Source organism: Pararhizobium sp. IMCC3301 (assembly GCF_030758315.1).
GTDB lineage: Bacteria > Pseudomonadota > Alphaproteobacteria > Rhizobiales.
Map to the genome: position 1 here is coordinate 1182124 of NZ_CP132336.1, position 19176 is coordinate 1201299.

Consider the following 19176-nt stretch of genomic DNA (forward strand, 5'->3'; position numbering starts at 1 on the left):
TGGTTCAGGTAGATCCGTCCAGGCCGCAACTTCCACGTCAACACGGCTAGCGCGAAGAGGGCGTGAATCTGCGCCGCGCGGCCACGCTTGTGCAGATTGCCTATGTGGGCGTGGACAATCTCGACCGGGCCGTAGGTGTCGGGGTCACCCCGTATCTCCCCGGCCAGTTCCGCCCCCCGTGGCACCACCAGCACTACCCTCGCCCATGACACAGTCAGCGCTTTCAATGTTGCCGCCAGCGCCCGTTCGGAGCCCCAGAGCCTGAGCCCTGGGTCGACGATCATCAGAGTCTGTTTCGCGAATATTGGTTCCATCACCAACACTCTATTTGTTTGAGAAGGCGCGCAAATACGCGCTCATAGTTGAACTGAGATTGGTGCAGAGCAAAGGCGCGCTTACCCTCTTCACAACACCGTTGATGATCGCCGGAATATGCGCACACCAACGCCGCGATTTCGGTGGGTTCGTCCATAGCGACGCAACTCCCGATCTTGTTGCCCTCGATCAGTGCCACAATACCGGGATTGCCGTCGCCGATCTGCGGCAAGCCTGCCTTCATGTACTGAAAACGCTTGTTGCTGGCACCAAGTGCCGTGCTCAACTGTTCGATATCCGTCTCAAAAATCGCGATTCCGATATCTGCTTGCGCCAGTCGGCGCTCAGCCTCGGGCGTCTCCATCCAGCCCAAAAATTGCACTCGATCCTGCAGCCCCAGGTCGACGACCAAGTTGCGCAGAAAAATCGCAGTGCGGGTCTCATCGTTGCCAATCAGGACCAGATTGGCATGGCCAGGCCAGTCAGGGATGCTCCGGATCACTGTGTCGAGTTTCTGTTGCAACCCCAGAGAGCCGCAATAAATAACCTCGAACCGGGAGCCCGGCTCTTTCGATGCCACCAGGGGTTTAGGTGCGCGCAGCGGGTAATTTTCAATCACCAGCGGCGACTGTGCCAGCCGCAGCATTCTTTGGGTATGCGCCGCACGATCGGTATCTGGGACGATCACAGCATCATAGGAATGGATGGCGTTCTGTAGCCGCTTTTCCAGGAAACTTTCAGGATATTGCAGTAACTCGTGCAGATGCGCCATGCGCCGACGCGGCCGCAGCGGAATGCGGTCACTGTAGAATAGGCCAATCGGGTCGTAGGCGATCTCGATTACGTTTTGGGGCGCCGCGCGGCGGGCTGCCAGAAGAGCCCAGCCGAATTGCCACATCCGCGAAAGGCGCCCGCCAAAGGCAGCGCGGCCGGAGATGCAGCGAATCGCGACGCCGGGATGGCAAAAGGCTGGCCTTGTCTGTTCCTGCCGCCGTGGAGTGGTGACCAGCGTGACCGAATGGCCTGCCTCAGCTAGGAGGCGGGCCTGGTACTGCACCGGGGGATAACCATCAACTGCACCCGGCGACACAAGGATAAATGTTGAAGGATTCATCGCGACTTACCAGGTGAGCGCTGCCGAGGAACGGAATCGCTTATCTCGTTTCGGCTTTTGTATTTTACGCGCCTGAACCTTCCGCTCATCGCAAGTCCCACAATGGTCATGAAAATCCAGGCAAAGACGGCCCCATTTACAATGAAAAAAGGCCGCAACAGAGGATCAATTGCGACAATTCCAACGAGGAACAACCGAGCGAATTTGAAATAATCTCCTTGTACCAAATAGCGGGCAGCCATCCGGTCGATCCGCCGGATGATCCAGCCCAACACCACGAAGCCCAAGAAAACCCCGATATAGCCAAAATTTAAATAGAATTCCATAACGCTGCCGGTACCGAATGTAGTGGAGTCGGAAAGCATCATTCCGGTTTGCTCTTCCATGAAATCACTGCCGCCACGAACGGGCTTTCCAGACCAGATAAAGCGTGGCAACAGAACCAACGGCAGTATAATTAATGTTGCCCCATACTGTTGGAGTTCGGGATGAAGTGTGTGGCGCTCGATCATCTTTCCTATGAAAATAGGAAGATTAAGACGCGTGTTTACCTGATCGAGAGCCTGAAAATTCCAAGGTGAGAACAGCTCGGTATTCAAAATGGCGTCCTGCACAATTGAAAGCACCGATCCGCCGACATTCTCCCATGCGGACAGTCTGATCTCGTCGCGGAAAGACATCCAGCCGACGAACATCGTCAAAAGAAGGTAGACCACCCCAACGCTCAGCAGCGCCATGCGAAAACGGCCCAACCCCACTCTCTTTTGCCGTATTTGAGCCATCCAAAAGGCGGCTAATATTGTACTAAATATGAACCCATAAGAAACGAATCCGAAAATAAGTAGGTAGTAAAGCGGTACGAGCACTGCAAGCGAGACCCATATTATGATCGACCTGCCGTCGCGCTTTGCCAGGTAAGCGCCAAGGCACAACGCTACCACCGCCACGTTGCGGCCGGCCTCGATTAGTGAGTCTGACATTGGGAAGCTGACCTGAAAAAAGTGCAGACCAAAACTCACCAAGCCAATGCTGCCCAGAAGGATCACCATTTTCTGCTCATAGGCCCGAGGTGGCACCTGGTGTTGCCCTGTCACCATGGCTGCACGACGTTTTCGCGGCATAAGGACACCACAACCGATGGCGAAACCCAGAATGGCCAGCAGTGACGCAAATGTCCCTTGCATCACAAGCCATTCACTAAAATTGTACCCTTGCAAGTAGGAGGAACCACCGGCACGTAAATGGGTGTATCCTGGGACTGCGTAGACGAAGCTGCCGCCGTAGAGAAAACTCATGGCCATCAGCATCGCCGCTGGCAACCCGACACTCCCTCCGCCGACAGCGTGAACATGGCGGATGGTTCGCACTACGAGCAAAACCCAAGCGATGCCGAGTAGCAGGAAATAGAAGGAAAGGTCAGTGCTCATGAGCGCGCTTCTGCTAGAATTGCCGTACCTTTGTCATTAGCCGAGAAAAATCGGTGGACGTAACGCAGCCCGGCCGCGAACAGTCGACCGCCAACCAACACGTCCTCCATAAACCGCTGTAGCTCCGCGCGGACTGCTGCGGCGTCGCGCTTCACAATCGCCCGGACCAGCGCGTCGCATTGCGATCGGACAGGCAAAGGTGCGTTCTGCGTCATTCGATCTCGACCTCCTTCAGGATATGCGTCAGACGATGCGCATAGGTATGCTCGGCATGAGCGCGACGTCGCCCTGCGTCACGGATGCCATTGGCCCAGTCGGGATTGTTGCTCGCCTTATCCAGATAGCCAAGAATATCTTCAACCGAACTGTAAGTCAGCACCTCCGAACCGGGCTCGAAGCACTGCGCGATTGATGGCTTGTCCTCAATCAATTGCAGCCCGCCGGCTCCGCAGATCTCGAAGGCGCGGCAGTTTAGGGAATCATTTTCCGACATGGCCGTACAGTTGAGGCTAGCCAGAGCGCCTTCGAACGCGGCGCTCTTCTCTGCACGGGTCACATATCGGCCGTTATGAATTGCCTTGATGCGCGGATCGCCCCATCGCGGCGGGGAATATCCGTAAAGGCCAAGCTCGACCCCCGCATCCAGCAGGCGTTTGATCAGGAACTGCCGATAACCGTAATAGTTGCCAATAACCGCGAGCGTGCCGTCACGCGCGACGCCTTGCGGGGCGTGCCAATCTGGATTCATGGCCTCGTGCAGAAGCGCGGCGTTCAGTCCCACCGCCTGCATCTTATGGACCGCCGCCGCATCTTTGATGAATATGGCGTCCCAGCCATCGGCCAACAGCCCCATGCCGCGCATGTTGGCCGGGGAGTCCCCCCACCAGGCCACGCAGCGCGCCACGCCCAGACGGTGCAATTCGTCAAGGACCTCGCTGCGCAACGCCTGCGTCAGGCACAACACCATGTCAGGGTTAAAGCTGCGGGCTGTGGCCACCGTGTATGTTTCGTACTCTTCCCAGCGTTGGGGATAGATCGATGCGGCCAAGTCGGACACGATTCGCTGCACCTTTCCCCTGTTGCGCCTGAAGCGGTGGGGCGCCGTCATAACGTTGTGCCCCATCTTCCGCAGAGTGTAGGCGACATTATCCTGAAAAGTGTCCTCCCCCGCAAAATACGGGATCAGCACGCGCAGCGATCGACCTGGGGCCTTCATTCAACAACCTCCGTCAAGGCGCCCGGAGGGTGCGACGGATCCCCAGCTTTGAGACCTGCAGGAAACACAAGGCTGGACAACGCGGCGAAATGGTTCGTTAGGTGTGCTAGAGAGCTAGGCAATACTCAAATCCCATTCCGCTTTAATCATCGCCTCGACCACCTGTGCCAAACGGTAGCTGGGCGTCCACCCCAGATAGCGTGCAGCTTTAGATGGATTGCCGAGGCTAAAGGAAATGTCCGAAGGGCGCTCAAAGGCTTTCGAGGAGTGGACGTGGTCCTGGGCCTTCAGGTTCACCGCTGCGAAGGCCAAATCGCAGAACTCGCGTAGCGTGTGGCTCTCTCCCGTGGCGATGACAAAATCGTCAACGGTCTCCTGCTGTAGCATGCGCCACATGGCATCGACATATTCCGGTGCCCAGCCCCAGTCGCGGCTGATGTCTCGATTGCCGAGCTCCAGTTCGCCACTCTTCGCGCGCGCTATTGCGACGGCGCTTGAAATAATCTTCTGCGTCACGAACCGGCGCGGGCGTAGCGGTGACTCATGATTGAACAGGATCCCGGTACAGGCTTTCAGGCCATAGGCTTCACGATAGTTCGACACGCTCCAAAACGCCGCCGCCTTGGCCGTCGCATAGGGGCTTTTGGAGTGGATCGGCGTCTTTTCATCGGCCCCCTGCCCATTTGTGTCACCGAAACACTCGCTCGAGCCTGCGTTGTAGAACCGGGCTGGCAATTCGAGAAACCGCATTGCCTCGAGCATATTGATGACTCCGATCGCGATGCTTTCCATCGTTTCGAGCGGTTGCTGAAAGGACAGGCCGACCGAACTCTGACCGGACAAGTTGTAAATCTCGTCAGGTTTCACGCTGCTGAGCGTTTGTACCACGCTGCGGAAATCGGTTTGCACCATCGACAGCGTTTCGAACTGGCCCGCAATTCCCAGCCGGACAAGATTGTCGAAGCGTTGGGTAGTAGCGTCCCGTGAGGTGCCTACAACCGAATAGCCTTTCGATAGCAATAGCTTAGCCAGGTAAGCCCCGTCCTGCCCAGAAACACCACAAATGAGCGCGGTATTGGTCACTGTTTCACCACTCTATCTACGATATCATGAACGCGCTGCACGAACTTCGGAAAGCTGAAGTAGGCAAGTCCCTCCGGTACGGTCTTTGGCGCGTCGAGACCCGCGATAATCGCAGATTCTAGGGCCCCAGGATCATCGGGATCAACCATTGCACCCAGTAGACCATCGCGCACCGCATCCCGGCTGCCGTCCACCGTACTGGCGACCACCGGCACACCGCAAGCCATCGCCTCGAGAAAAACGAAGCCGAAGCCCTCGCCACGGCTGGGCATGACGTAGAGGTCGGCCAGACCATAAAGCGCGGACTTTTCCGCCTCATCCACGAAGCCGGTGAACACCACATGGTCCTGCAAGCCGGCAACCGCGACCCGCTCTTCCAGCCGGTGACGGTCGGGGCCGTCGCCAGCGATGATGTATTTGATATCGGGATGTATCAGCAGCAGCGCAGGCAAGACGTCTAGCACCTCGTCGAAGCCCTTGGCACGTTCGCGCGAGACCAGTCGACCGAAGGTCAACAGCACCCTGCAATTCGTGACGCTGTAGCGCGCGGCCAGCTCGGCAGATCCTTCAGCTGGTGCGTACTGGTCCAGATGGATCGCATTTGGCAACATCGAAATCCGGTCCTTGGTCACCCCGGACCAGTCCAAGAACCGATCCCGCGTGTAGGCGCTGATCGAATAGTAGTGATCAAGCGTCGCAGCAGCACTGCTGCGCCGCGAATTGGTGCTGGGGGTCCATGCCTCGATCCCGTAAAGCGCTCCTAGGACGGGAATGTTGAAGACCCTGCCAAACGCCTTGACGAGGGGTGCTAAATTCAGATGACCGCAATACAGTAGATCGCTACGGGCGATCCCAGGCAGGTCTTTCAAGAGGGCTGCCCCATAGGCGAATGCACTGTTTGCAGCCTGGGCGCGATAGACCAGCTTATCCGGCAGCGGTCCCAGTTCCCGGCTAACGACGCGGGGCAGCGCGATGACCCGATCTACCTTCGGATGTAGCGTGAAAGCCGTAAGGATATCCCGGCTGAAGACCGCGATCCCGCCGTGACCGCCGAAGGCGTCGGAGACAAACGCATAGATCTGCATGTTGCGGTATCCTCAGGTTTCGAAGAGGTGTTGCGGCGCTACTGCTTTGGCCAGAGAAGTCACGACTCTCTCCTGTGTGGCTGCGTCCAAATAGGGATGCATCGGCAAGCTTAAAACCTCGGCCGCTGCCGCCTCGCCGACTGGTAGATCGGCCGCCGGATCAGCCACCGCCGGCTGGCGGTTGAGCGTTACGGGATAATGCACTGCGGTGGGCACACCGGCCTCCTTCATGCGGGCCTGCACCGCGTCGCGGTCGCGTACCCGCACGGTATATTGCGCCCAGACGCTGGTTGCACCTGCGGCCACAACCGGAGCGGCGATGCCGGCCGGCGCAAGCAAATCGGCGTAACGCGCAGCGGCGGCATCACGTGCAGCGATCTCGTCGTCAAAAACGTCGAGTTTGGCCAATAGAACCGCCGCCTGCAGCGTATCCAAACGGCTATTCACACCTAAGCGGACATGATGGTAGCGCCGGTCCTGTCCATGCCGCGCGATTTGGCGCATGCGCAATGCCAGATCGTCGTCAGAGGTGAAGATCGCGCCTCCGTCACCGTAGCAGCCCAGTGGCTTGGATGGAAAGAAACTGGTGCACCCTACTGTCGACAGGTTGCCCGAGCGATTACCTCCCAGCGTAGCGCCAAAGCTCTGCGCGCCGTCCTCGATTACCGGCAGGCCGTGTCCGGCGGCGATGGTATTGATAGCAGCAATATCCGCCGGCTGGCCGTAGAGCGAGACGGGGATGATAGCGCGGGTCGCGGGTCCGATCGCAGCCTCGATTAGAGCTGGTGCCACATTGTAGGTAATTGGATCGATATCTACATATACGGGCCGCGCGCCGAGCACCGCCACTGCCTCTGCCGTTGCGATGTAAGAAAAGCCCGGCATAATCACCTCGTCGCCTGGGCCGATGTTGAGCCCCATCAGTGCGATCTGAAGGGCGTCAGTGCCGTTGGCGCAGGTGATGCAGTGTGCAGCCTCTGTATAGATGACCAATCGCTCTTCGAGCTCGGAGACTTCAGGGCCGAGGACGTACGAACCATGGGCCAGCACACGGGCTATCCCGACATCAATACGGTCGCGGATTCGGGCCTGCTGGGCCGCAAGGTCGACGAAAGGAATCAAGGTGCTGTCTCCCTTGTGATACTCGAACCATTAAGCACGTAATTGTCGCCAGTAGCCGCACAAACGATCTCGCCGTTCCCAGACAGCGGCAGGTCTAATCGGTCGCCATGGGCGCTCATCCAACCTATCTGCTGCGCCGGAACGCCTGCCATCAAAGCAAAGTCTGGCACGGCTTTCGTGATAACGGCACCCGCTGCGACAAAGGCAAACTCTCCAATTTCTACGCCGCAAACAATCGTGCAGTTTGCACCCAGAGTCGCCCCCCTGCGCACCACAGTATGGCGGTATTCACTTTTTCGCTCCACCAGAGCGCGAGGATTGATAACATTTGTGAATACCATGCTCGGCCCGCAAAATACGCCCTCTTCCAACGCAACGTTATCGTACACGGAAACATTGTTCTGGATTTTGCAGTTATCTCCGATAGTCACGCGGTTGCCGACAAACACACCCTGTCCAAGCGAAACGTTCCGACCAATCCGGGCCCCGCTACATACATGAACGAAATGCCAGACACGTGAACCTTCGCCAATTTCAGCGCCATCATCGACAATTGCGCTAGGATGAACAGTGAAGCCGCTCATGAGGCAAAAGGATGGACGTCTTGTCCTAACGTAGAAAGCCCAGCTTCGCGGATTGCTGCAACTGTCTCGATGGCCATACGGTTTTCCTCAACACCAAACCCTCGCCCAGCTAGGATTTCCTCGTAGCTGCGCGTGTGCAGGTCAAAGAACCCCCCAGAAAACTCTATCTCTGTGCCGTCCACAGTTATTGAACGGTGCGTTCGCTGACCCTGTGCGCGTGCATTTTCTGGTACGTCGTTGACATCCAGGGACATGAACCAGCGACAGCGGGCATGTTCGTATTCCAGATAGCCGGCAGCTTTGGTATCCTCGCGCAGATGCACAACATTGTCTTGCAAGCGACCGAACAGGAAGTGCAGCATATCAAAAAAATGAACACCGATATTTGTGGCGATCCCGCCAGATTTTTTCTCGTTGCCCTTCCAGCTTTGCAGGTACCAGCGCCCGCGCGATGTGATATAGGACAGGTCGACCTCGTATTTGCGATCTTTCAGTCCTGCCTGCACCTTCTCGCGCAGGGCTATGATTGAAGGATGCACTCGAAGCTGGAGAACCGTGTTAATTTTGCGGCCTGTCGACTGTTCCATCTCGGCAAGACCGTCGATGTTCCATGGGTTCAGAACCAGCGGTTTCTCGCAAATTGCATCTGCATCCGAGCGCAAAGCAAACCGCATGTGGCTGTCATGCAGATAATTAGGAGAACAGATGGAAACGAAGTCTACCTTGCCGGCCGCTTTCCGATGCAACTTGTCGAGATGTCGATCGAAGCGCTCAAATTCAGTGAAAAAATTCGCTTCAGGGAAGTGACTATCGATTATCCCGACGGAATCGTTTGGGTCCAATGCGGCGACAAGATCGTTGCCGGTCTCCTTGATGGCTTTCATATGGCGCGGTGCGATGTAACCAGCTGCACCAATCAACGCGAAACGTTTCATTTTGGAGTATCTCCTTAGGCTCGAACAATATTCTCCGCCGGGTCGCGATAGACCCCTCGAGTATCCACGATAAGCTGGGAATGTTCTCTGATAAATTCGTAGTTAAAAGCGGTGTGGTCCGTTACGAGGACGACCGCATCCTGCGAGGTCAGCGTCTCGGTTGTGAGTTCAGTCGCGGCTAGATCAAAACTGTGCTCGCGCATCTTGGGGAAGACCGGAACGTGTGGATCGGCGTAGGATAGAACCCCACCATGAGCTCGGATCATTTCCATTATTTCCACAGCAGGAGATTCCCGCATGTCGTCTACATTCTTCTTGTAGGCAATGCCCAAAACCATAATCTTGCTGCCCTGCACAGGCTTACCTGCAGCATTCAGCGCGTTTACGAGCTTGCCAAAAACGTAGTCGGGCATCGCCCGGTTAACCTCTCCAGCAAGTTCGATTAAACGGGTGTGAAGGCCATATTCCCGCGCCTTCCAGGTGAGATAGAAAGGGTCGATCGGAATGCAGTGACCGCCTAGGCCTGGCCCCGGGTAGTATGCGGTAAAACCAAAGGGCTTGGTCGCGGCCGCGTCGATGACCTCAAAAATATCGATCCCCATCCGATCTGCCACGATTTTCATTTCGTTTACCAAGCCAATATTCACGGCACGGTGGATATTCTCTAGCAGCTTTGTCATTTCTGCTGTATCAGTTGAGCTAACCGGCACCAGCTGGTCTATTACACCTTCATAGAGGGCTAAACCCGCCTTTAGGCAAGCTTCAGTGTGGCCACCGACAACTTTGGGAATGGTCTGGGTGCTGAAATCCGGGTTCGCGGGATCTTCGCGTTCGGGCGAATATACTGCAAAGATTGTTTCGCCCACCTTCAACCCGCCAGTTTCGAGCCGCGGGATAACCACTTCCCGTGTAGTTCCTGGATAAGTTGTGCTTTCCAGCACGACAACTTGGCCTGCCCGTAAATGCGGCGCAATCTGGTCACAGGTAATCTTAACAAAACTAAGATCGGGTTCGCGGTGACGGTTAAGAGGCGTCGGCACGCAAATCAGCACTGCGTCCACCTCGGCGATACGCGAAAAATCAGACGTGGCTTCGAACCCAGTGTTCCTTGCCGCTGCAATCCTGGCATCATCGATGTGTTCGATTTTGCTATGACCATCATTGAGCTCCACCACTTTGGTGTGGTCGATGTCGAAGCCTACCACTCTAAAGCCTGCTTCATTATACCGCAGGGTTAAAGGCTGTCCCACATACCCCATTCCGACAATGCCTATCGCCGCCGATTTGTCTGAGAATTTTTTCAACAAATTATCAAGGACAGAATTATTGCCGGACATTTTATCTTTCTTTCCAGATAGCGTTATTGCTCAAAAACGGAATTCACAATTTGATTGTTGTCCGCCTGTTTCAACTGCGCGGTACTCTGCGCAGAGGAGTTCAGTCATGCTCGGAGAAACCGTCGCCGAGAAGGGACTTGGCAACAAGACCGCCGTGCTCGCAACCAAGGCGCGTTTCATGCCCTCTGCGCGACTTCCCGCGGATACTGCAGGTTTTCCAAGATTGAGTACAAGTGCCTCTTTGGAACGGACTGCTCAACACCAACTTGCAGTTGGTGAAGGTTCGCAGACCAGCGCGCGCAGCGATTGACCGATTTAGCAAACCACAGTTGCCAAACGCCCGATAACGTAAAAGGTTGACTTGCGCCGAGTTGCATAATCGCGCCCTGGCGACGCAGAGGTCCAATAAGACAAGCTATCGACTGAGCACTGGCGAGGGCGACAGGCCCTTCTCAAGCTCCACTTCGTGTTGGCGTTCATCGATTTCGGCTGTCAAAGCCTCGTACTTTTCCATTTTCCGCACTAGAAACCGCTGAGTGATAGCCACCTTTTCCTAAATACCCTTTGGCGTCAGGACGAAGGCATACCGCCGCTTGTCTTCGGCGGCGGTGAAGTTGCCGAGCTTGACGAAACCTTTCTCAATCAATGCGTTCAACACGTAGTGCGCCCCACCGCCGCTGATCCCGAATGCGTTCCGGGCTGTAACCGCAGAAGAAATCCTCATTGAAGCGAAGGCCCGAAACCCGTTCCAGCACCGGAACGCAATCTTCCTCGGTCGCGCCGTGATAAACGGTGGATTCGTAGATCACCAAATTGCCGCGCTGCAATACCCGCCCTACGGTTTCCGAGGCCTTCAGCAATGGCGTCAAATCCGGTCGCTTGTGCCCGTCAATCGGGGTTGGCACCGTCACGATATAGATCGAAGCTGCAGCCAGATCGGCAGGATCAGCGGTGAAGCTCAGGTGTTGAGCAAGCTTCAGTTCAGCCGGTTCAACCTCGCCCGTGTGGTCCAGCCCTTGCCGCAGGTCGGCAATCCGCTCCGGCTTGATATCAAAGCCGATCACCGGGCGGTGCTTGCCAAACTCCACGGCCAGCGGAAGCCCGACATAGCCAAGGCCGATCACCGCAATGGTGCCGCCTTCATCGTGAAGCGTTGTGCGCTGAGCGGTCATTTCTGGTAATAGTCTCTATACCATCCGACAAACTGCGCGATGCCGTCGCGAAAGCCGGTCTGCGGTTTGTAGCCGGTCAGGCGCTGCAACAGGTCCGCATTGGCCCAGGTGGCGGGTACGTCGCCGGTCTGCATCGGCATATAGTTGCGCACAGCTTTTTTGCCCAGCTCGTCCTCAATAGCCTCGATGAAATCCATCAGCCGCACCTTTTCGGAATTGCCTATATTGACCACCCGGAAGGGTGCCGCCAGCGACAGATTATCGCCGTCGACAGCTGTGCCAGGCGCGCCGGGAACGGCATCGATCAGGCCGCAAATGCCGCGCACCAGATCCGTGACATAGGTGAAGTCACGCCACATATCGCCATGATTGTAGATGTCGATCGGCGTGCCCTCCAAAATCCCCTTGGTGAATTTGAAAAGCGCCATGTCGGGGCGGCCCCAGGGTCCGTAGACGGTGAAGAAACGGAACATTGTGGTCGGCAGGCCGTAGATATGGGCATAGGAATGGCCCATCGATTCGCCTGCTTTCTTGGTTGCGGCATAGATCGTCAGAGGCGTGTCGGCCTTTTGCCGCTCGTCAAAGGGCATCCGGGTGTTGGCGCCGTAGACGGAACTGGTCGAGGCCATCAGCAGGTGTTTAACCTGTGCGATGCGCGCGCATTCCATGACATTGAACGTGCCGACGATATTGGCCTCGACATAGGCACGGGGGTTTTCAAGGCTGTAGCGCACACCGGCCTGAGCGGCGAGATGAATGATCACGTCGGGGGCAAAATTCGCCACTGCCCGGTCCAGTGCCTCTGTGTCTTCAAGCATCGCCTCGGTAGCTGAAAAATCAGAATGCTGGCGCAACATCTGGTGACGGCGTTGCTTCAGGCTGACATCGTAGTAATCAGTCATCCCGTCAAATCCAGCGACCTGCCAGCCCGCCTGCAGCAGCATCTCAGCCAGATGAAAGCCGATAAATCCGGCAGTGCCGGTAATGAAGGCACGCTTCATGGGAATAAGTTTCTCATTTGAGTTTTGTTGCGCGATGGCAGTCCTCCAAGCGCTCAAACCGGCACACTATGATCAAAGCGTATCGCGCCACTCAGGGTTTGCCCGCATGGTCCGGCCGGGTTTCATCCCCGCTACCAGACTGCATTTCCTGCTGCAAGGACTCAATCTCGGTCTTCAGCGATTCATATTCCGCCATCTTGCGTCCCAGAAAGCGCCGCGTCAGGGCGGCCTTTTCGGAAATTCCCTTTGGTGTCAAAATGTAGGCATAGCGCCGCTTGTCCTGAGCCGCTGTGAAGTTTCCAAGCTTCACCAGCCCCTTGTCAACCAGCGCATTGAGACAGTAATGCATGGAGCCAAGGCTGATTCCGACACTGTCTGCAAGGTCACGCTGCGACATTTCAGGATTTTCCTTCAGAAGGCGCAGCACTCGAAACCGCACATCCTCCTGCAACTCGCTACGGCGTCCGGCCATCAGTTCGCCCGTTGGTCCGGAGCGTAAAATTTGCAGGCTACCGCACCAGAAGCGACACAATGTCGTTCCGGAGGTCTCAGGAGATAGGACTGTTGCAGTCGAAAATCACATTCGTTCACATTTGAACGTTATCACACAGAGATTCTATGGGAAACCCACAAAAGTGCCGCTCGCCGGTTTTTGGGTCACCGCATGGGCATTTGCATGGGCGGGCAATGGGCGCGCTCTGACTGCCCGGCGCGCGCCACCGGTAAGATGACCCGCAAACTTTCATCCAACCGTCAAACTTCTGCTGTTATTAACGCTGACTTTGCCTTAAGGCTTTAATTTTATCTGGTTGCAAGGATGCAGCTTAACCCGCTGTAATAGATCGCGGTGCAAAATGATAGTGGAATAATCTGGCTGCTGGCACAAATCAGGCCGAATAGCTATCGTATCGCCGAACGCAATTTGCGCCGGCAGGAATTCGCTATATTCCTTCCCATGCAGGAAGAAACACGGCGTGTGCGCGGAAAATTTTTGACCAAATTGCGTCCGTTATTCCCCGGTTATCTGTTCGTTGCCATTGATAGTGTGAAGGGCGGCTGGCGTGCAGTAAACTCCACACTCGGTGTCACGCGGCTTGTCAGCGTTGGTGAAACGCCGGTCATAGTGCCGGCACGTCTGGTTTCTGATCTTATGCTGCGCTGTGACCCGGATGGTAAATTGCTGCCGGCCCGTACCCTGCAGCCGGGTGACCGGGTGACGGTGATCAATGGCCCATTCGCCGACTTTGCGGCATCAATCGAACGGCTTGCACCTGATCAACGGGTCTGGTTGTTGCTGGATTTGATGGGGCGCAAAACCCGTGTTGCCGTCGATCCGGAACAATTGCGCGCTGTTTGATTATGCCGCTGAATAGGGGGCACTCCACATGATCAAGGTTCCGGTAAAGACTCAATTTCCTGCTGTCACTTGGGCCAGAGCATCACGATAGGCAGCGATGACAATTGCCTCGCCGAATTCCCGTTCCATCTTTGCGCGTCCCGCCAGCCCCATCGCAATTTGCGTGTCCCGTGAAAGGTCCCGGAAACGCAAACACGCGCTTGCCAGAGCGTCGGCATCACGGACCTTGCACAAAAACCCAGTCACGCCATCATCGATGATGGACCGGCAGCCCGGCACATCTGTCGCAATCAACGGTCGCGCCATGGCGGCTGCCTCAATCAAGGTGCGCGGTGCGCCTTCGCGGTAGGAGGGCAGCACGACACAATCTGCTGCCGCAATGAACGGGCGCACATCCAATGTGGCGCCGAGATACTCGATGACACCTTCGTCGCTCCATGTTTTTACGGTCCTGGCATCAATGGCTGTGCGGCTCTCAGACCCGGTGGCACCCAGAAGCTGAACCGCGCTCCGGGAATCTGCGCCTTTACCTTCCGTGCAGCTTCAACGAATTCCAGCACGCCCTTGTCGCGCAGAAGCCGCGCGATCATCAGGAAAACAGGTTGGTCCGGCAGGGGTGAAAATTCTGCTGTTTCAAAACGTTTCAGGTCGATCCCCGATCCGGGCAACAGGCGCGCCTGAGCTGAGTGCACAATGCGGCGGTTCAAAAAGAGTTGAAGATCATCGGAATTCTGGAAAAAGATTACCTTCAGTGGCCGGAAGGAATGGCGGTAAAGCAACACCGCCAAAGCCTGAAGCGGGCCGCCGGACAGGAACGCGGTCCCAAGTCCGGTGACATTGGGGAGGAACGGAATCCTCAGGGGCCGCGCCGCTATTGCTCCAAAAATGTTGTTCTTGACCGTGTAACTCAGGATTACGTCGGGACGCAGAGCGGTGAAGTGTTGCCTAAAGCGCAGCATCAATCTGAGGTTTTGAAGCGGACCCAGCCCCTTCGCATTCATGTCGAGATCCACAAACTGGCATCCCAATCTCTCCAGGTCGGGAACACTGGCGTCAGCAGGAGCCAGGATGGTGACACGGTGGCCATCTGTAAGGAGCGTTGCAACAAGCCGTTGGCGGAAATTCCAAATGTTCCATGCCGCGTTCACCGTTATCAGCATGTGCATGTGGGTGTCTCGCAGGGCTGGAAAAATCATTCTTCCTCTATCGATTAATGTTTTTTGTCCGCAAATGGAACCTGCGAAGGTTCAGTTTCATAAACCATCCCTTCAGTCCCGCGCAGACGTCTTTGACTATATCGAACACTTCTACAATACGACACGCCGTCACTCGACCAACGGATAGCTAACCTGTCACCTCACTGGGCCGATCAGAGGCTGGGCATCAAGGAGGTGGACGATGGAATCTGGTTAATCAGCTTCATGCACTATGATCTGGGATATATCGACCTGGAGCAAAAAACATTGCAAACTATCGACAACCCGTTCGGCACGAAAATGTCACCCATGTCTTAGCTCGACTTTGTACGTTTTTGTGGTCAGGTCCAGAGCCAGAAGATGCCCTCGTTCGCTATGAACTCGAGCGCCTCGTCGAGGGGTATGACGACGCCGCCGATGTCATCGACATCCTCCCATTTGCGCCGGTGTGACCAGTATCCGAGCCGGACTTCGTTGCCGTTGCCGGTCGGCTTCAGCCGGGCAATCGGCGCCTCCGTCTCCAGCAGGTAGAGATGGTAGGCACCCTTGTCTTTGTAAAAACCGACGCCACCACCATTGGCGTCGTCGAAGGCTTCGATGCGAACGGCGATTTCGTCATGCTGCATGTGCCGATCATACATAGGAACACCTCAGGGCACGTGATTCACTTTGCCGCAGGTTTGCCTGCTTGCATGGTCAGCGACAAGGGATTCGAAACATGGGATGAAACATCATGCCCCCTTCTTGCCGCCGTCTCCGGGCGATCCCGTTCCCCAGATCCTGCGCGATTGGCTGCAGGCGCTGCGCCCGTGCTTCACGGCGCCCAGTTGGGAGCACATGCTCGTCCTGGTCATGGGGGCCGTGCTGGCCCCGGGCAAGCGCACCGTCAGCGCCTGCCTGCGGATGACCGGGCGCGCCGAGGCGAAAAACTTTTCGAGCTACCATCAGCTCCTTAACCGCGCCCGCTGGGAGTCTCGCGATATGTCTCGGCGCCTGCTGGCCATGATCATCGACCGCCTCGTGCCGGAGGGTCCCGTGGTCATCGGGATGGACGATACAATCGAGCGCCGATGGGGGCGCAAAATCACTGCGCGCGGCATCTATCGCGATCCTGTCCGCTCCAGCCATGGCCACTTCGTCAAAGCCAGCGGGCTGCGCTGGTTGAGCTTCATGGTGCTGACGCCGGTCCCTTGGGCAGGTGTTGTGAAGGCCCTCCCGGTGCTCACCCTGTTGGCCCCCTCGGAGCGCTCCGACCACCAGCGCGGACGCAGGCACAAGCTGCTGACCGACTGGGCCCGCCAAGGGGCGCTCCAGCTCTGTCGCTGGATGCCAGAGCGCGACATCGTCTTCGTGGGCGATAGCGGCTTCGCTGTCCATGAACTGGCGTACGCCATCGGCGGCCGAGCAACCCTCATCAGCCGACTGCGGCTCGACGCCAATCTCTACGCGGCCCCTCCAAAACGTGACGGCCACACCCTCGGACGCCCGGCGCAGAAGGGGCCACCCTTGCCCAAGCTGAAAACGCTGCTTTCAAACCCGACCACGCCCTGGAAAAGGATCACCGCGTCCTCCTGGTATGGGCGCAAGCACCATAAGGCACTCGAAATTACCTCGAGCACCGCATTGTGGTACCGACCTGGTACGCCGCCCAAGCCAATTCGCTGGGTCCTCGTCAGGGATCCTGACGGCCGGCGCGCTCCGCAAGCTTTCTTCAGCACCGATACAACGCTCGATCCTGCCGACATCATCGCCCTGTTCGTCCGCCGCTGGCAGGTCGAGGTCACCTTCGCCGAAACCCGCGCCCATCTTGGCGTCGAAACCCAACGGCAATGGTCCGACAAAGCTATCGCCCGCACCACGCCGGCGCTGCTTGGTCTCTACAGCCTTATCTCTTTGTGGGCGTGCGATCTGTTGTCCAAGTCGAGCATTCCTTATGCCGCAGCCTGGTATCGTAAGACCCATCTCACCTTCACCGATGCCATCGGCGCCGTAAGGCTCGCCTTATGGGTCGGAGACATTTATCAACACTCCCCGCCGCACCGGGAAAGACACAAAATCCCTCCCGACCGTCTCGTGCGTATGGCAGAGGCTCTCTGCTTCGCCGCATAATGTACAAAGTCGAGCTGAGAGCCTGACTCATAATTAATACCTCACATATTCAAGCCCGGGCGATTGAACGCGCCATTCGGCGGATTGATGCAATGAACAGCCAAGCTTCGGATGAGGCGATTGAAGCTTCCCAGTCCTTGGCAAGACGGCGGCAGCGGCAAAGCCATGCAAAAGTCCGCTCCACAATCCAGCGTTTGGGCAAGACTACAAACCCCTTGGCCTGATCGGAACGCTTGACGATTTCAACAACCAGGCCCTCAATGTGAGCGAGAGCCGTTTCCAGCTTCTCACCTGCGTATCCGCCATCGGCAAACAGCCTTGTCAGCGTGGGATGCCCTTCTGCGACGATTTCGATGAGGCCGGGAGCACCGTCGCGGTCCTGAATACTGGCTTCATGCACGATCCCTTCCAGCATGTTGCCTGCAGTATCGGTTATGATGTGGCGCTTGCGTCCCTTGATCTTCTTGCCCGCATCATAGCCACGAGGGCCACCGCTTTCGGTCGTCTTCACTGACTGGCTGTCAATGATGGCGGCCGTCGGTTCCGCTTCTCGGCCCGCAATGAGGCGGCTTGCCACGACCAGCGCCTCGTTGATCAGGGTAAACAGCCCACCGTCGCGCCAGCGGTAGAAATGGTATTGCACCGTCGTGAAGGGCGGAAAATCCTTGGGTAAAAGCCGCCACTGACAGCCCGCCGCCGCAACATACTGAATTGCATTCCATATTTCGCGCAAATCGTGCACGCTTGGCCGCCCCACCTTGCCGGAACGCTCCACAAAGGGCGCTATGACCTCCCATTCGCCACCGCTGCAGTCGCTTGCATAACGCAGTTCGCGCCTGTCATAATGGCGCCGAGTGATTTCAGTCCAGGACATCCGATCCTCCGTAGTCTTCGCAAACCACAGAGAATCACAATCCACTGAAATCACTCAATTTAATTTTCGGTCAGGCTCTTAGGTACAAACTGTTACCTATGTCTCCGGGTCGGACAAAGAGTGACTGGTAGGCCTGGAGGGACTCGAACCCCCAACCAAGCGGTTATGAGCCGCTGGCTCTAACCAATTGAGCTACAGGCCTACAGGGCACGCCGCAAAATGGCGATGCGCCGTCACGCTGCTTGGCTATCGCATCTTGGCGCATTGGGCAAGTTGGTTTTGAGCCATCTTTCTGACTTTGGCGTGCCGGCAGAGCGCTTTCCACGAGCATCGGCCAAATGCCACCACAATTGCCGATTAGCCATTTGGCAGATCATGAAAAAAATGGAGACTGTCCATGCGTCCTGTTCCGGTTTTCGCCTCCCTCACACTTGTTGCCATATTGGCCTTTGCACCCCTCACCGCCAGGGCGGATGAGATCAAACCACCAACCCTGTCGCTCAGCGGCACCGGCACGGTTTCCGGCAATCCGGATATGGCGGTCATCACCATTGGTACGGTCAGCGAAGCGGAGGATGCTGTCACCGCGCTGGAGAAGAATACCGCCAGCACAACAGGCTTTATCAACGCGCTCAAGAGTGCCGGCATTGCCGCGCAGGATTTGCAGACCAGCAATTTCTCGGTTGAGCCGAAATTTGTCTATCCAACCAGCAAATCCGGCTCTCAGCCGAATACCCCCAACATTGTCGGGTATACAGTGCGCAATATGGTCACTGTCCGCGTGCGTGATCTGAAACTGATCGGCAGCGTTTTGAACGAGGCTGTCACCCTGGGCGCAAATTCCATCAGCGGGCCGCAATTTTCCGTTGATGATCCCTCGGCCCTTGAAGCCGAGGCCCGGCGCATGGCGATGGCAGATGCCATTGCCAAGGCAGAGGATTATGCCGGCGCGGCAGGAATCAGTCTCGGTGCCATCCGTCAGATCACCGAACAGGGCAGCTTCCAGCCGCGGCCGGAAGCCATCATGATGAGCCGCAAATCAGCTGACAGTGCAATGGTGCCGGTGGAAGCTGGTGAGGTCAGCTACAGCGCGACCGTAGCGGTGGAATGGGCGCTGCAGCAATAGGATTGGTCAGCGCCGTCAAAGGCGCATCCCGGCGCTACAGATGAATCGATAACTCAAATTCCCGGTTGAAGCCGCTGCCGCGATTGGCTTTTTCTCAATCGCGTTCTAACGGACCCAAGAGTG

20 protein-coding genes, 1 tRNA gene and 2 pseudogenes are annotated in these 19176 nt (G+C 56.8%); 5 read left to right on the forward strand and 18 right to left on the reverse strand.

Annotated elements, in window-relative coordinates:
- Nucleotides 1–313 precede the first annotated feature (313 nt).
- The 10 genes from RAL88_RS05650 to RAL88_RS05695 all read right to left on the reverse strand — a co-directional run bounded on the left by RAL88_RS05650 (nucleotide 314) and on the right by RAL88_RS05695 (nucleotide 10218).
- Nucleotides 314–1429, reverse strand: coding sequence for a glycosyltransferase (locus tag RAL88_RS05650; protein WP_306267878.1), 1116 nt, complete (start codon nucleotides 1427–1429; stop codon nucleotides 314–316).
- On the reverse strand, nucleotides 1426–2856 hold the full coding sequence (locus RAL88_RS05655) for a hypothetical protein (protein WP_306267879.1): 1431 nt from the start codon (nucleotides 2854–2856) through the stop codon (nucleotides 1426–1428). The genes RAL88_RS05650 and RAL88_RS05655 overlap by 4 nt, the downstream gene beginning before the upstream one ends.
- Nucleotides 2853–3071 carry a hypothetical protein gene (locus tag RAL88_RS05660; protein ID WP_306267880.1) on the reverse strand — a complete coding sequence of 73 codons (219 nt, stop codon included), beginning with the start codon at nucleotides 3069–3071 and terminating at the stop codon, nucleotides 2853–2855. The genes RAL88_RS05655 and RAL88_RS05660 overlap by 4 nt, the downstream gene beginning before the upstream one ends.
- Nucleotides 3068–4072: a glycosyltransferase gene (locus RAL88_RS05665; RefSeq protein WP_306267882.1), complete on the reverse strand. Its 1005-nt coding sequence runs from the start codon at nucleotides 4070–4072 to the stop codon at nucleotides 3068–3070. The genes RAL88_RS05660 and RAL88_RS05665 overlap by 4 nt, the downstream gene beginning before the upstream one ends.
- 114 nt (nucleotides 4073–4186) lie before the next feature.
- Nucleotides 4187–5155, reverse strand: a complete 969-nt coding sequence (locus tag RAL88_RS05670; protein WP_306267883.1) for a GDP-mannose 4,6-dehydratase — start codon at nucleotides 5153–5155, stop codon at nucleotides 4187–4189.
- Nucleotides 5152–6240, reverse strand: a complete 1089-nt coding sequence (locus tag RAL88_RS05675; RefSeq protein ID WP_306267885.1) for a glycosyltransferase family 4 protein — start codon at nucleotides 6238–6240, stop codon at nucleotides 5152–5154. The genes RAL88_RS05670 and RAL88_RS05675 overlap by 4 nt, the downstream gene beginning before the upstream one ends.
- Before the next feature lie 12 nt (nucleotides 6241–6252).
- Entirely contained in the window at nucleotides 6253–7362 is a 1110-nt protein-coding gene (locus RAL88_RS05680; RefSeq protein ID WP_306267887.1) for a DegT/DnrJ/EryC1/StrS aminotransferase family protein, read from the reverse strand.
- Entirely contained in the window at nucleotides 7359–7946 is a 588-nt protein-coding gene (locus RAL88_RS05685) for an acyltransferase (protein ID WP_306267889.1), read from the reverse strand. The genes RAL88_RS05680 and RAL88_RS05685 overlap by 4 nt, the downstream gene beginning before the upstream one ends.
- On the reverse strand, nucleotides 7943–8881 hold the full coding sequence (locus tag RAL88_RS05690; protein WP_306267891.1) for a Gfo/Idh/MocA family protein: 939 nt from the start codon (nucleotides 8879–8881) through the stop codon (nucleotides 7943–7945). The genes RAL88_RS05685 and RAL88_RS05690 overlap by 4 nt, the downstream gene beginning before the upstream one ends.
- A 14-nt stretch (nucleotides 8882–8895) precedes the next feature.
- Entirely contained in the window at nucleotides 8896–10218 is a 1323-nt protein-coding gene (locus RAL88_RS05695; protein WP_306267893.1) for a nucleotide sugar dehydrogenase, read from the reverse strand.
- A gap of 106 nt (nucleotides 10219–10324) precedes the next feature.
- Between RAL88_RS05695 and RAL88_RS05700 the strand changes: the two genes are divergently transcribed.
- On the forward strand, nucleotides 10325–10528 hold the full coding sequence (locus tag RAL88_RS05700) for a hypothetical protein (RefSeq protein WP_306267894.1): 204 nt from the start codon (nucleotides 10325–10327) through the stop codon (nucleotides 10526–10528).
- 376 nt (nucleotides 10529–10904) lie between these two features.
- Here RAL88_RS05700 and RAL88_RS05705 read toward each other — a convergent pair.
- The 3 genes and pseudogenes from RAL88_RS05705 to RAL88_RS05715 all read right to left on the reverse strand — a co-directional run.
- Nucleotides 10905–11390 (reverse strand): annotated as a pseudogene (locus RAL88_RS05705) (nucleotide sugar dehydrogenase); the annotation flags it as partial.
- On the reverse strand, nucleotides 11387–12391 hold the full coding sequence (locus RAL88_RS05710) for an NAD-dependent epimerase/dehydratase family protein (protein ID WP_306267896.1): 1005 nt from the start codon (nucleotides 12389–12391) through the stop codon (nucleotides 11387–11389). The pseudogene RAL88_RS05705 and the gene RAL88_RS05710, both read right to left, overlap by 4 nt.
- Nucleotides 12392–12482: 91 nt before the next feature.
- Nucleotides 12483–12863: a MarR family EPS-associated transcriptional regulator gene (locus RAL88_RS05715; RefSeq protein WP_306267897.1), complete on the reverse strand. Its 381-nt coding sequence runs from the start codon at nucleotides 12861–12863 to the stop codon at nucleotides 12483–12485.
- A gap of 375 nt (nucleotides 12864–13238) precedes the next feature.
- Here RAL88_RS05715 and RAL88_RS05720 point away from each other — a divergent pair, with 375 nt between their 5' ends.
- The gene (locus tag RAL88_RS05720; RefSeq protein WP_306267899.1) at nucleotides 13239–13748 is read left to right on the forward strand and encodes a transcription termination/antitermination protein NusG; all 510 of its coding nucleotides are present in this window, start codon (nucleotides 13239–13241) and stop codon (nucleotides 13746–13748) included.
- Nucleotides 13749–13799: 51 nt separating this feature from the next.
- On the opposite strand, the gene RAL88_RS05725 is transcribed toward RAL88_RS05720, so the two are convergent.
- Nucleotides 13800–14243 (reverse strand): glycosyltransferase, encoded by a 444-nt coding sequence (locus RAL88_RS05725; RefSeq protein WP_306269590.1) that lies wholly within the window; start codon nucleotides 14241–14243, stop codon nucleotides 13800–13802.
- Nucleotides 14192–14944: a glycosyltransferase gene (locus RAL88_RS05730; protein ID WP_306267900.1), complete on the reverse strand. Its 753-nt coding sequence runs from the start codon at nucleotides 14942–14944 to the stop codon at nucleotides 14192–14194. Before RAL88_RS05730 ends, RAL88_RS05725 begins: the two co-directional genes overlap by 52 nt.
- A 168-nt stretch (nucleotides 14945–15112) precedes the next feature.
- Here RAL88_RS05730 and RAL88_RS21690 point away from each other — a divergent pair.
- Nucleotides 15113–15262: pseudogene (locus RAL88_RS21690) on the forward strand (IS481 family transposase); the annotation flags it as partial.
- Nucleotides 15263–15285: 23 nt separating this feature from the next.
- Here the strand turns inward: RAL88_RS21690 and RAL88_RS05735 are convergent.
- The gene (locus tag RAL88_RS05735; RefSeq protein WP_306265320.1) at nucleotides 15286–15585 is read right to left on the reverse strand and encodes a hypothetical protein; all 300 of its coding nucleotides are present in this window, start codon (nucleotides 15583–15585) and stop codon (nucleotides 15286–15288) included.
- 82 nt (nucleotides 15586–15667) lie between these two features.
- On the opposite strand from RAL88_RS05735, the gene RAL88_RS05740 reads away from it, so the two are divergent.
- Entirely contained in the window at nucleotides 15668–17053 is a 1386-nt protein-coding gene (locus tag RAL88_RS05740) for a transposase (RefSeq protein ID WP_306265319.1), read from the forward strand.
- A 49-nt stretch (nucleotides 17054–17102) separates the two neighbouring features.
- Here RAL88_RS05740 and RAL88_RS05745 read toward each other — a convergent pair whose 3' ends face one another.
- Both RAL88_RS05745 and RAL88_RS05750 read right to left on the reverse strand, forming a co-directional pair.
- Entirely contained in the window at nucleotides 17103–17927 is an 825-nt protein-coding gene (locus tag RAL88_RS05745) for an IS5 family transposase (protein ID WP_306267791.1), read from the reverse strand.
- Nucleotides 17928–18052: 125 nt separating this feature from the next.
- Nucleotides 18053–18129, reverse strand: a tRNA-Ile gene (locus RAL88_RS05750).
- A 195-nt stretch (nucleotides 18130–18324) separates the two neighbouring features.
- On the opposite strand from RAL88_RS05750, the gene RAL88_RS05755 reads away from it, so the two are divergent.
- Entirely contained in the window at nucleotides 18325–19053 is a 729-nt protein-coding gene (locus RAL88_RS05755; RefSeq protein WP_306267901.1) for an SIMPL domain-containing protein, read from the forward strand.
- Nucleotides 19054–19176: the final 123 nt, after the last annotated feature.